Origin of the sequence: Streptomyces sp. NBC_01237 (assembly GCF_035917275.1) — a bacterium.
Classification (GTDB): Bacteria; Actinomycetota; Actinomycetes; order Streptomycetales; family Streptomycetaceae; genus Streptomyces.
Map to the genome: position 1 here is coordinate 1,105,423 of NZ_CP108509.1, position 11,555 is coordinate 1,116,977.

An 11,555-nucleotide genomic window follows, 5' to 3' on the forward strand; every position below is an offset into this window, starting at 1 on the left:
CGCTCCGTCATCACTTCTTCAGTGCGGCGACGACCGAGTCGACATACGACTCCATCGACCCGGTGCCGCCGAACATCCACACCCCGTCGGGCAGCCGGTGCACCTTGTCCGCCTTCACGAAGGGGAGCGACTTCCACACCGCGTTGCCGGCGAGCGCTCCGGTGAACGGCGTGCTGCCCTTGTCGCCGTCGCTGCCGATGTACGCGAACTCCACGTCACCGAGCTTGGTCAGCCCCTCGACGTCGGTGGCGGCGAGGCCGTAGGCCGGGTCGCCCTTCATCGTCCAGGGGTTCTTCAGCCCGAGCTTCTCGTTGACCGCGCCGATCAGCGAGCCGCTGGTGTACGGCCGGATGGACACCTGGTTGCCGGTGACGTACCCGTCCGCGAAGGCGAACTCCGTGCCCGCGTGCCCGGCCTTCTCCAACTCCTGCTTGCCTTCGGCGAGCTTCGCCTCGAAGCCCTTCTTCAGCTTGTCGGCCTGCTCGGTGGTGCCCGTGGCCTTGGCGATCAGGTCCAGTTCGCCGGTCATCTGCCCGAGCGGATCGGCCGCGTCGGCGGCCTTCAGGTCCAGGACCGGGGCGATCTTCCGCAGCTGCGCGAGGGCGGCGGCCGGCAGGTCGCTGGTGGCCACGATGAGATCGGGCGCGAGGGCGGCGACGGTGTCCATGCTCGGTTCACCGCGGGTGCCGATGTCCTTCGGCTCGTTCGTCAGCGGAACGGCCGTGTCCCAGGTCTTGTACCCCTTGACGTCGGCGACACCGACCGGCTCGACACCCAGCGAGACCAGGTGCTCGACGACGTTCCACTCGGTCCCGACGACCTTCTTCGCGGGACCGTCCAGCTCCACCTTCGTGCCGGAGGCACCGGTGAGGGTGATGCGCTCGGCGGACTTGTTCGACTTGTCCGCGGCGGGCTCGGTCGTACCGCACGCGCTCAGGGCGATCGTGGCGGCGGTGGCCGCGGCGGCGGTGAGGAGGAGTCGTCTCATGAGGTGGTACTGAGCCTTTCACTGTGCGCGTCGTGCGCGTTCTGCTGGGTGTCCTGCGTCGTACTGCTGACCTAGGCGTTGCTGCCGGCTTGCGTCGTGATGCCGTCCTGCGCGCTGCTGCCGGCTTGCGTCGTGATGCCGTCCTGCGCGCTGCTGCCGTCCTGCGCGTTGCTGCTGTCCTGCGCGCCTTCGCTGTCCCGCACGCTGTCGCTGCCGGATGTCCTGTCGCCGTCCGCTGTCCGTCGTGTGTGGTGCCGGCCGATCGCACGGGTGCGCAGCCGCCCCGTCAGCGGATCGGTGGAGACCTCGATCCGGATGCCGTACGTGTCCGTCAGCCGCTCCGGGGTGAGCACGTGCTCGGGCTCTCCGTCCGCGATCACCCGTCCCGCCCGGAGCAGCACGATCCGATCGGCGACGGCCGCCGCCTGGTCCAGGTCGTGGAGTACCACCCCGACGGCGATCCCATGGTCGTCCGCCAAGTCCCTTATCAGGTCCAGCAGTTCCACCTGGTACCGCAGGTCGAGGTAGGTCGTCGGCTCGTCCAGCAGCAGTACGCCGGTCTCCTGGGCGAGACATCCCGCGAGCCACACCCGCTGCAGCTGACCGCCGGAAAGGTGCTCGGCACCCCGCTCGGCCAGCTCGGCGACCCCCGTCATCCCGAGCGCCCGGTCCACGGCCGCCCGCCCGCCCTCATCGGCCCGGCCCCAGCGCCCCCGGTACGGATACCGCCCGAACTCCACGACGTCCCGCACGGTCAGCCCGCTGGGTGTGGGCCGCCCCTGGGTCAGCAGCGCCACGTGCCGCGAGAACTCGCGGGGTGTCAGCGCGAAACCGTCCGTACCCTCGTCGAGGGTCAGCGCCGCACTCCGCGCACGCTGCAACCGCGCGACGGTCCGCAGCAGCGTCGACTTCCCGCTGCCGTTCGGCCCGACCAGTACGGTCACCCGGCCGGGCGAGAGCTCAAGGAACGCCTCGTGCACGACGTCGACACCGTCGTACGCCACGGTGACGCCCGTGGCGGACAGGGTGTGGCCGCGCGAGTGCGCGGCCTGGGTAAGTGCTTCACCGACTTTCACAAGTCGAAGGTTAGCCTAACCTTACTTTGACTGAAAATCGCTGGTACGGGCCCCTGCGCCTGCCGTGGTGCCGGGCGCCGGGGCTCCGTAGCGGGCGTGTTCGCACGGCGTGGGGCTACAGGCGCACCGGGAGGGCTTTCAGGTGCCAGTTGACCGGGTTGGTGCCGCGTTGCAGGTGCTGCGGATCAGTGGCGAGCCGCAGGCCGGGGAAACGGTCGAGCAGGGCGGTCAGGGCGGCGGCGGTCTCCTCCTGGGCGAGGTGCGCGCCGAGGCAGCGATGGGCGCCGTGTCCGAATCCGAGGTGGGGTTCGCGGCCACGCCGGGTGCGGGTGATGTCGAAGCGGTCGGGGTCGGTGAAGGCGGCCGGGTCGCGGTTGGCCGCCGAGACGATCGGGAGGACGGCTTCCCCTGCGCGCACCGGGGTACTGCCGAGGGTGGTGTCGCGGATGGCGTACCTCGGCAACGCGCGCACGACGGGGCCGCAGTAGCGCATGAGTTCATCGACGGCGTGCGGCATGAGCGTGGGATCTTCACGCAGCAGGGCGAGTTGGCCGGGGTGGGCGAGGAGCGCTTCGGTGCCGTTGGTGATGAGATTGACGGTGGTGATGTGCCCGGCGACGACGAGGTTGACGACGAGAGCGACCAGTTCGTCGATGCTCAGCCGGTCCCGGTGGTGAGGGCTGAGCAGGTCGGAGATGAGGTCGCTTCCGGGGTTGGCGGCGTGGTTCTCGATGAGGATGTGGGCGTCGTCGACCATGCCGGCGAGCGCGTCGCCGAGTTCGTCACCGCAGATACCGGCGGTCAGTGTGCCACTGCGGGCACGCCAGCGGTCGCGGTCGGCCTCGGGGACGGCGATGAGCTCGCAGATGACGGTGATGGGCAGCGGCCTGGCGAAGTGCTCGACGAGGTCGACTACACCGTCTTCGGTGTGGTCCGGCAGGCGGTCCAGCAACTGGGCGGCGATGGCGTCGATCCTGGGGCGCAAGGACGCCACGCGTCCGGGCGAGAACGCGGCGGTGACCAGGCCGCGCAGCCGGCGGTGATCGGCACCGTCCGCGTCGAAGATCCCGGCACGCAGGTACTTCTCCTGGCCCAGGTGCATGCCGCGGGCCTGCCAGGTCTGCTCGGTGCGGTGTGCCACCGGTGCGCCGGGGACGGTGGCGGCGTCGATGGTGAAGCGGGCATCGCTCATGACGGTACGGATGTCGTCGTGGCGGGTGGCCACCCACATCGGGTCGACCCCTCGCACGCATCCGCGCGCCATCGGCCCGTTCTCGTCGGTCTGCGCGTACGCGGTGAACGGATCCCGTACCAGCGCCGGATCCGAGAGGTCCAACAGTGCGTCGCCGGTGTCGCCGGTGTCCAGGTCCTGAACGGTCATACCAGAATTCTCCAAACATGTGGGGATTCGGCTACGGCATCCTCGCCTCCGGGTCGAACCTCGCGCACCCCTTCGGGCGCTAATCCACCCGGACGGGCATATTCGCATCCGATATGCCCCCACGGCCTCGGGGGCAGTTGTCCCCTTCCCCGCGCCGTCTTCGGTCCGGTTCACCGCACCGCCTTCGGTCCGGTTCACCGCGCCGTCTTCGGTCCGGCGACGTGATCACGATGCATAAGGGCAGGCCGGTTATCGGCACAGCCCGGTGATCGAGATCAGGCCACCGGCCGATCCGGACCACGTGCGGTAGTCGCGGGCGCGAGCGGCACGGTCGGCGTGGTCCTGCGGACTGTCGGGCCGACCGAATGGGGTCCCCCGCCCGGTGCGGACAGGCGACGAGAAACAATCGTTCGCGGGATACAGAATTCCCGTTCACCGTACGGGAGTTCCCACACGAGAAATCTCCCCGCGCCACGCTCCGAATCCGGCCTCCTTTCCCGCTCCCGCGCTGCGTGGCCTTCTGGTCGGAAAGGCGTGCTCATGCTTAGCTGTGGCGCGCGGGCTGCCGCGAATCGAGCTCCTCATCTGGATATCCCATGGATCGCCCTGTTCCGCCGCGCGACTCCATCTACCTGAGGAAGAGGTTCTTCATGATGCCTTTGACCCGCCGTCTCACCGGATCGGCCGCGGCCGTCGCCGCACTCACCCTGGCCCTCATCACTCCGGCCACGGCCGCGTCGGCGCCCGCCGAGCGGACAGTCACATCCGTCGGCCCGGTGCAACTCCCCGTCGGCGGCCTGGGAAGCGGCCCGTACAACGTCGCCGTGCAGTCGGCCGTCGGTACCGCCATGGACAGTGCCGTGGCCAAGGGATTCGATCCCGCGCGGTGCACCCTGGTCAAGGGCCCCACCATCGTCAATCAGCTCCCGAACGGGTACGTGCAGGTCGCGGTCGAGTACCTCTGTGCCGGGGATCCGTACACGCCCGGTCCGACGTTCGTGCTCAACCGCTATCACAAGAGCTCCGACACCCAGAGCAACAGCTGGTACCACCCGAACGGTTACCAGCTGCAGGGGCCGCTCGGTTCGCTGTACACCTACGCGGCCCCGGACACCACGCCCTTGTACCTCTGCCAGGTCAGGGGCGACCACTTCACCAGTACGGACGTCAACTGTGAGGGCCAGCAGTACGTGACCCGCCTCGGCTGGCTCTACACCACCCAGCCGGCCGGCGTGGGCACCGTTCAGCTGTTCCGCTGCCTGCGGAACGAGAACCGCCAGATCTTCGACTCCATCCAGGCCAACTGCGAGGGTCAGATCCACGGGGGCGTACTGGGATACACCCTGGCCTGAGGGCCGGCCCGACCGTAGCGGCCCGACCCGTCCGGACATGCTCCGCCCGCCGGGGTGGGGCATGTCCGTACCCCCCGGCCGCACTTGGGTTCCCACCGTACGCACCGGCTCGGTCAACACCCCCTGTTCTCCCGCCGGATCACCCCGACACCACCGCAGTCGATCGAGGAGGAAGCGATGACCGAACCCACAGCCGCGGACCGTGGTGCGATCATGTCCGCAGTCTTCGGGTACATGACGGCCCAGACTCTCGCGGCGGCAGTACGCCTCAAGATCGCCGACCACCTGGGCGAGACCGGGCGGCCCGCCGCCGACGTGGCGTCCGAACTGGGCACCGACCCCGGCGCCACCCGCCGCCTGCTGCGAGCGCTGGCCGCTTCGGGCCTGGCCACCGAACCGAGGCCCGGCGTATTCGCCCTGACGCCCCGCGGCACACTGCTGCGCACCGACCGCCCCGACTCGGTCGCCGAGTTCGTCGGCATGTTCCTGGACCCGACGATGGTGAGCGCCTGGGGCCACCTCGACGACAGCGTCCGGACGGGACGCGTCGCGTTCGACGACCTGTTCGGCAGCGATTTCTTCGGCTTCCTCGCGAAGCACCCGGAGTTGTCGAGGGCGTTCAACGCCTCGATGCGCCAGGGCACCAGGGAGACCGCGGCGGTCCTGCCGAGGATGCTCGGCCTGGACGGAGCCACCTCGATCACCGATGTCGGCGGCGGCGACGGCACCCTTCTCGCGGCGATCCTGACGGCGCACCCGCATCTGCGTGGGGTGCTGTTCGACAGTCCCCAGGGGTCGGCCGAATCCGGTCCGGTGCTGGACGCCGCCGGCGTCACCGGGCGCTGCGAGGTCACCACCGGGGACTTCTTCGCAGCGGTGCCCGCCGGGTCGGACGTCTACCTGCTCAAGAGCATCGTGCACGACTGGGACGACGAACGGGTGGTCACGATCCTCGGTCACATACGGGCGGTGATCCCGCCCGAGGGCCGACTGCTGATCGTCGAGCCGGTGCTGCCGGAGACCGTCGACGGTTCCCTGCGGCCGACGATGTACCTCAGCGACCTCAACATGCTGGTCAATGTGGGAGGCCGCGAGCGTACCGAGGCGGAATTCCGTTCGCTGTGCGAGCGCGCCGGATTCTCCCTGGCCGGGGTGACACGGCTGCCGGCACCGGCCGCGATCTCGGTGATCGAGGCGGTCCCCGCCTGATCCGTGTCCCTCGGGGCCGCCTGCCCGACCGTACCTTCGCCGGAGCGGTGCGACGCAGAGCCACCCGACGGCCCGAGGAGCTCTCCGGCTCCTCGGGCCTCGCACAGCGTGTCCGGGCCGTTGACGACGAGCCCTCGGCGACCGTGCCCGGGGACCGGCCTCGATGACGGACTCCGGCGCCCCGGCCCGGTGCTGAGGGCTGTCCCGTCATCCCTGGTGGATCAGCCCGCAGCGTCGGATGCGGTGCATCGCAAGACGGAGGGACGTCCGCATACGGGATGCATCAGGGCGTTCCGACAACGCCGCGAGGTGCCGTAGCCGTCGTCGTGCGCCCGCCCAGGGATTTCGGGGCAGCCCTTAGGTCACGGTGATCGCTTGCACCGGGCAGACCCGGGCGGCCTCGCCCGCCAGCGGACCGACGGTGCCGTCCTCCGTACCCGGCAGCAGTTCGCCGTAGCCGTCGTCGTCCTGGGTGAACAGGTCCGGGGCGGTCAGCGCGCACTGTCCCGCGCCGATGCACACATCCTTGTCGATACTGATCCGTGTCATGGTCGGCTCCTTTCCGAAAGAGTGCGGGTCACCAGGCCACGGGCAGTTCGAGCATGCCCTGGATGGTGTCGCCCGGCTTGAACGGGATCTCGTCGGCGGGCGCCGCGAGCCGCAGCCCCGGCAACCGTGCGAAGAGGCTGCGCAGGGCGATCTCGATCTCGGCCCGCGCGAGGTTCTGGCCGAGACACTGGTGGATACCGAAGCCGAAGGCGACATGGTGACGCGACCGGCGGCCGAGGTCGAGTTCGTCCGGCGCGGGGTAGGCGGCGGCATCGCGGTTGACCGTCGACGTGGACAGGACGACGCCCTCGCCCGCCCGGATCGTCACCCCGCCCATCTCGATGTCCTCGGTGGCCACCCGTGAGACCGTGTCGGCGATCGACAGGAAGCGCAGCAGTTCCTCCACCGCCGAGGGCATCAGCTCCTTCTCGCTGCGCAACCGTGCGAGCTGGTCGGGGTGTTGAAGCAGGGTGAAGGTGCCCAGCGAGATCATGTTCGCGGTCGTCTCATGGCCCGCGACGAGGAGGATCTGCGCGAGGCGGACCAGTTCGTCGCGGCTGACCGCTCCCGTGTCGAGCCGTTCGGCGATCAGCTCGTCAAGCAGTCCCTCTCCCCTGACGGTCCGCTTGTGGTCGATCAGCGTCCGGAAGTACTCGTCGAGCTCGTCACGGGCGGCCTGGACATCGGTGACCACGGGCCCGCGCAGCAACGTCCGCGTCCGTGACTCGAAGAAGTCGTGGTCGGAGTACGGGACGCCGAGCAGCGCACAGATCACCATCGAGGGAACCGGAAGCGCGAACGCGTTCACCAGATCGACGGGCGGCCCCTGCTCGATCATCCTGTCCAGCAGCCGGTCCACGGTCTCCTGGATCTGCGGACGAAGGGTCTCGGTCCGCTTGAGGGTGAAGCTCGGTACCAGCATCCGGCGTTGCGCGTGATGCTCCGGGTCGTCCACACCGAGCAGTTCGATGCGGCGCGTGGCCAACTTCGCCACCCGTGCGGTGGCCATGGGGAACGCGGGGTTCTGCCGGTCGGCGGACAGCCGCTGGTCGGACAGGAGCGCGCGGGCCTCGGCGTGCCCGGTGACCAGCCAGACGACCCGGCCGTCGTAGAGGGTGGCGGGCGACAGCGGCCGCTGCGCCGCACCGGGGGGCGGCCGATACCCCGTCGGCGGGTGATAGGGGCAGGTGCGGTCCTGCGGGAAGGTGATGGTGTCCGTCTGAGGGCCGGTGTCGGTGTCTGCCATGACGAGCCTCGCAAGAGCAGGAGGGAATGGGTCCTACCGATCTCTCCCTACTAGATGCCTGAGTCACCTATTTGGTCTATGCACTGTTCGGCCAACTCGCATCCGCCACGGGCAGCTCGCGCGGAGGTGAAGAGAAGGCCGCCGCCAACAGCTCCGAGGGGGGCCGCGCTTCTCACCCGGCAGTGCGGCCACCGCCGTTCGGGGTGGCCGCACTGCCGCGAGGGGGCGGATCGGTCTCCGTACACCGGGCGGGGTGGATCGCCCAGCAGGGGCTACGCCGGGTCGATGCGCGAGACGGTGCCGCCGATGTCGAGGACGTACAGCTCTCCGTTGCCGCCCTGCACGAACGAGACGACCTCGCCGCCGTTGACCCCCAGGTCGCTCACACCGGTCACCTCGCCGTTCTCCAGTTGCAGAGCGCGGACGGTGCCGTCGCAGTAGTCGCTGAACACGTACTGACCCTGGAGGTCCGGGATCGCCTCGCCGCGATAGACGTATCCACCGGTCACCGAGCAGCCGAGGCCGTTGCGGTCGTACTCGTGGACCGGCGGCACGTGGTTCGCGGGCTCCGTGCCGCCGCGGAAGGGATGGCTGCCCTCCATCTGGGACCAGCCGTAGTTCTCGCCGCCCCCGCTGTTCGCCGGGGCCCAGTCGATCTCCTCCCAGGCACTCTGGCCGACGTCACCGATCAGCAGGTCGCCCGTGCCCGCATCGAAGGAGAAACGCCACGGGTTGCGCAGCCCGTACGCCCAGATCTCGCCCTTCGCGTTCGGGTCGCCGACGAACGGGTTGTCCGACGGGATCGCGTACGGATCGCCGCCGCTCGGGTCGATCCGCACCATCTTGCCGAGCAGCGTGTCCAGGTTCTGCCCGTTGCCGTGCGGGTCTCCGCCCGAGCCACCGTCGCCGAACGCGATGTAGAGGTACCCGTCGGGGCCGAACTTGATGTCGCCGCCGTTGTGGTTCGAGTAGGGCTGCGTCTGGGTGAGGACGGTGCGTCGGGTGTCCGGCTGGATCTTGCCGTCCCGCACGGCGAACTCGTCCACGGTGCTGGTGCCTTCGAGGTTCGTGAACGAGATGTAGAAGTGCGCGAACTCCTTGTCGAACGTGATGCCCAGCAGGCCGCGTTCGCCGTCGGTGGTGGTCTCGGCCGTGATGTCGAGGACGGGATCGCCGAGCCCCTGATCACCTAAGACCCTTACGGTGCCGGCGCGTTCGGCGATCCAGACCGTGCCATCGGGGCCGGCGGCGCCTGCGGATGGATTCTTGGCCGTGGTCACTTCCTTGAGCGCGACCTTCGGTGCCTGACGTGGGGCGGCGGGCGGCTCGTCGGCGGACGCCGTGGTGAAGGCGAGGGAAGCGACGAGGCAGACGGCGCCGATGATCGCCGAGCTTCTGGTGCGAACGTTCACCGTGATCCTCCTGGAAGTGGGGAAGGGGAGGTCACCCGGCTGCTTGGGCAGAGTCGAGCGGGTGTTGCCCGTGCCAGCACGCAACCTGGGTGGGGGGATGGTGTGCTACCGGCTCCGGATGAGGATACGGGGACAGGGGTGGTTGGTGTAGACCAAGGATCCATCCATCTGTTCTCCGTTCCGCTTTCCGTCGCGGCCTCCGCCGTCGCGTCCTCCGGCGCGTCCCGAGCCGCGGGCCGACCCGGGAGGCGGCGCACTCCGAGTTGATAGGCAAGTGAACGTTTGCCTATCATGGAGTCATGGCCGACGACCTTTTCAAAGCCTTGGCCGACTCCACCCGCCGCACCATCCTCGACGAGCTCACGGAGAAATCCGGGCAGACACTGTTCGAGATCTGCTCGCGTCTGAGCATGAAGCATCAGCTCGGCCTCTCGCGCCAGGCGATCTCCCAGCATCTCGCCGTCCTGGAGGCCGCCGGGCTCGTCGGGACCAGGCGGGAGGGCCGCTACAAGTTCCATGACCTGAACACGGCCCCGCTGCGGCAGATCGCCGAGCGATGGCCCGTGCCCGACACATCCGGACCGGAGGAGAGCACCCCATGAAGATCCATCTGACCAGCGTCTTCGTCGACGACCAGGCCAAGGCCCTGCACTTCTACACCGAGATCCTCGGCTTCGTGACGAAGCACGACGTCCCGCTGGGCGAGAAGGACCGGTGGCTGACCGTCGTCTCGTCCGACGACCCCGGCGGCACCGAACTCCTCCTGGAGCCCGCCGGCCACCCGGCCGTCAAGCCCTACCGCGACGCGCTCATCGCGGACGGCATCCCACTCGCCCAGTTCGCCGTCGACGACGTGAAGGCGGAGTACGAGCGCCTGCGCGGCCTCGGCGTCCGTTTCACCCAGGAGCCGCTGGAGATGGGCCCCGTCACCACCGCCGTCCTCGACGACACCTGCGGCAACCTGATCCAGATCGCGACGCAGCCGCAGTAGGCGTCCGGGGCCCGGCCGGGTGCGAGCGGCTCCGGCCACCGGCCCGCGGTGCACGTACGTGACACCGCGACGTCGTTCCGTCCGGCGCCGGAAGAAGCCCCGGCAGGACCGGTGCCGCACGCGGTCGCCGACGAGGGCGCGGCGACCCGCGGCATCGCCGCGGTGACCGGCCGATCCCGGTTCACCCCTGTCGCTCCGTACGGTCCGGCCGAGGGAGGCGGTCGTTCACCGAGGGGAGGTCCGTCACCCACCCGGCCCAGCATCCCCTCCGAACGCGGCGGCTACCGCTCGTTCGACTTCACCGCGGTCCCGTGAGACACGGGCGGCGTCCCGGAACCGCTTGGGTGCGACTCCGGTCGCCCGTTTGAAGGCGTGACTGAAGGCGCTCTCGGAGGCATAGCCGAGGGAGAGCGCCAGCTCCGACACCGGCGTGTCCTTGTGGAGCAGGGTCTGTTCGGCCAGCCGCATGCGCCATCGGTGGAGATAGGTGAGTGGTGGCACACCTGCCACCGAGGTGAAGACTCCGGCGAAGACGCTGCGGGACATGGCCGCCGCCCGGGCGAGTTCGGTCACGTGCCAGGGCCGGGCGGGATCGGCATGCATCAGCCTCAGGGCCGGGGCGATGCGTTCATCGGCGAGAGCCCGGAGCCAGCCGGCGGGGTAGGACTCGCTCCCGTCGAGACAGGCGCGGAGCACGTGGGCGAAGACCAGCTGGGAGAGGTATTCGGCCACGCCGTCCGCACCAGGACGGTCGGAGCTCATCTCCCGCAGCATCTGGTCGAGGAGCCAGCACAGCGCGGGCGCCTCCTCGCCCGCGCGGGACAGGTGAATCACCGGGGGCAGCGCCTGGAGCAACAAGTCCTCCCCAGCGGTGTTGAGTTCGAAATGCGCGCCGACCGACACCACCTCGGCGATGTCCTCGTCCCCGGCATGGGCGAAGAGCTGTGGCGAGGTCCCGAGCAGCGCCCGTGCGTCCTGCGGGGGCACGGACGGGTCGGAGGCCAGAACATAGGAGAGACCTCCGCCGAAGGCCACCGCATCCCCCTGCTCCAGAAGCACCGGGTGCTCGTCGCCGTCGACCATCAGCCAGCTGACGCCGCGCAGCACGGCGTGGACCTTGAGTCTGCCGGGGGCCGGAAACCGCAGGGCCCAGCCTCCCCCGGCGGTGAGACCCCGGACGAGCACACAGCGTGCACCGGTCACGCCGAGGGTGTGGGTAAGCGGATCAGGAACGGTCGAACCCAGATACGGCGGTGCACCCATGAAAGGACTCTCGCGCAACTTATCCGGACTGACAAGCATTTACCGGGGGCGACTTTTCGTTGCATCCTAAATAAGTCACCAGCGCAGT

11 protein-coding genes are annotated in these 11,555 nt (G+C 69.4%); 4 read left to right on the forward strand and 7 right to left on the reverse strand.

The features are described from left to right. Positions 1-10 precede the first annotated feature (10 nt). From OG251_RS41120 to OG251_RS41130, 3 genes are all read right to left on the reverse strand, one after another. Positions 11-988: an iron-siderophore ABC transporter substrate-binding protein gene (locus OG251_RS41120; protein ID WP_326682371.1), complete on the reverse strand. Its 978-nt coding sequence runs from the start codon at positions 986-988 to the stop codon at positions 11-13. Positions 989-1,059: 71 nt separating this feature from the next. Beyond that, positions 1,060-2,064 carry an ABC transporter ATP-binding protein gene (locus OG251_RS41125; RefSeq protein ID WP_326682372.1) on the reverse strand — a complete coding sequence of 335 codons (1,005 nt, stop codon included), beginning with the start codon at positions 2,062-2,064 and terminating at the stop codon, positions 1,060-1,062. A 115-nt stretch (positions 2,065-2,179) separates the two neighbouring features. Then, the gene (locus OG251_RS41130; RefSeq protein WP_326682373.1) at positions 2,180-3,445 is read right to left on the reverse strand and encodes a cytochrome P450 family protein; all 1,266 of its coding nucleotides are present in this window, start codon (positions 3,443-3,445) and stop codon (positions 2,180-2,182) included. A gap of 650 nt (positions 3,446-4,095) precedes the next feature. Here OG251_RS41130 and OG251_RS41135 point away from each other — a divergent pair. Both OG251_RS41135 and OG251_RS41140 read left to right on the forward strand, forming a co-directional pair. Beyond that, positions 4,096-4,797: a hypothetical protein gene (locus tag OG251_RS41135; RefSeq protein WP_326682374.1), complete on the forward strand. Its 702-nt coding sequence runs from the start codon at positions 4,096-4,098 to the stop codon at positions 4,795-4,797. A gap of 177 nt (positions 4,798-4,974) precedes the next feature. Further along, a complete protein-coding gene (locus OG251_RS41140) occupies positions 4,975-6,006 on the forward strand; it encodes a methyltransferase (RefSeq protein ID WP_326682375.1) in 1,032 nt (343 codons plus the stop codon). Positions 6,007-6,363: 357 nt separating this feature from the next. Here the strand turns inward: OG251_RS41140 and OG251_RS41145 are convergent, their stop codons facing one another. The 3 genes from OG251_RS41145 to OG251_RS41155 all read right to left on the reverse strand — a co-directional run bounded on the left by OG251_RS41145 (position 6,364) and on the right by OG251_RS41155 (position 9,213). After that, positions 6,364-6,555 (reverse strand): ferredoxin, encoded by a 192-nt coding sequence (locus OG251_RS41145; protein ID WP_326682376.1) that lies wholly within the window; start codon positions 6,553-6,555, stop codon positions 6,364-6,366. Between the two features lie 28 nt (positions 6,556-6,583). Further along, a complete protein-coding gene (locus OG251_RS41150) occupies positions 6,584-7,801 on the reverse strand; it encodes a cytochrome P450 (protein ID WP_326682377.1) in 1,218 nt (405 codons plus the stop codon). Between the two features lie 272 nt (positions 7,802-8,073). Then, a complete protein-coding gene (locus tag OG251_RS41155; protein WP_326682378.1) occupies positions 8,074-9,213 on the reverse strand; it encodes a PQQ-dependent sugar dehydrogenase in 1,140 nt (379 codons plus the stop codon). Between the two features lie 299 nt (positions 9,214-9,512). Here OG251_RS41155 and OG251_RS41160 point away from each other — a divergent pair, with 299 nt between their 5' ends. Both OG251_RS41160 and OG251_RS41165 read left to right on the forward strand, forming a co-directional pair. Further along, the gene (locus OG251_RS41160) at positions 9,513-9,815 is read left to right on the forward strand and encodes an ArsR/SmtB family transcription factor (protein WP_073721240.1); all 303 of its coding nucleotides are present in this window, start codon (positions 9,513-9,515) and stop codon (positions 9,813-9,815) included. Further along, the gene (locus OG251_RS41165) at positions 9,812-10,204 is read left to right on the forward strand and encodes a VOC family protein (RefSeq protein WP_326682379.1); all 393 of its coding nucleotides are present in this window, start codon (positions 9,812-9,814) and stop codon (positions 10,202-10,204) included. Before OG251_RS41160 ends, OG251_RS41165 begins: the two co-directional genes overlap by 4 nt. Before the next feature lie 243 nt (positions 10,205-10,447). Here the strand turns inward: OG251_RS41165 and OG251_RS41170 are convergent, their stop codons facing one another. Continuing rightward, positions 10,448-11,506, reverse strand: coding sequence for an AraC family transcriptional regulator (locus OG251_RS41170; RefSeq protein ID WP_442818464.1), 1,059 nt, complete (start codon positions 11,504-11,506; stop codon positions 10,448-10,450). Between the last annotated feature and the right edge of the window lie 49 nt (positions 11,507-11,555).

Excerpts from the sequence above, each read along its gene's own strand:
- OG251_RS41140 (WP_326682375.1), top strand. The coding sequence starts at position 4,975 with ATGACCGAACCCACAGCCGCGGACCGTGGTGCGATCATGTCCGCAGTC.
- OG251_RS41135 (WP_326682374.1), top strand. The coding sequence starts at position 4,096 with ATGATGCCTTTGACCCGCCGTCTCACCGGATCGGCCGCGGCCGTCGCC.
- OG251_RS41145 (WP_326682376.1), bottom strand. The coding sequence starts at position 6,555 with ATGACACGGATCAGTATCGACAAGGATGTGTGCATCGGCGCGGGACAG.
- OG251_RS41165 (WP_326682379.1), top strand. The coding sequence starts at position 9,812 with ATGAAGATCCATCTGACCAGCGTCTTCGTCGACGACCAGGCCAAGGCC.
- OG251_RS41150 (WP_326682377.1), bottom strand. The coding sequence starts at position 7,801 with ATGGCAGACACCGACACCGGCCCTCAGACGGACACCATCACCTTCCCG.
- OG251_RS41160 (WP_073721240.1), top strand. The coding sequence starts at position 9,513 with ATGGCCGACGACCTTTTCAAAGCCTTGGCCGACTCCACCCGCCGCACC.
- OG251_RS41130 (WP_326682373.1), bottom strand. The coding sequence starts at position 3,445 with ATGACCGTTCAGGACCTGGACACCGGCGACACCGGCGACGCACTGTTG.
- OG251_RS41170 (WP_442818464.1), bottom strand. The coding sequence starts at position 11,506 with ATGCTTGTCAGTCCGGATAAGTTGCGCGAGAGTCCTTTCATGGGTGCA.
- OG251_RS41120 (WP_326682371.1), bottom strand. The coding sequence starts at position 988 with ATGAGACGACTCCTCCTCACCGCCGCCGCGGCCACCGCCGCCACGATC.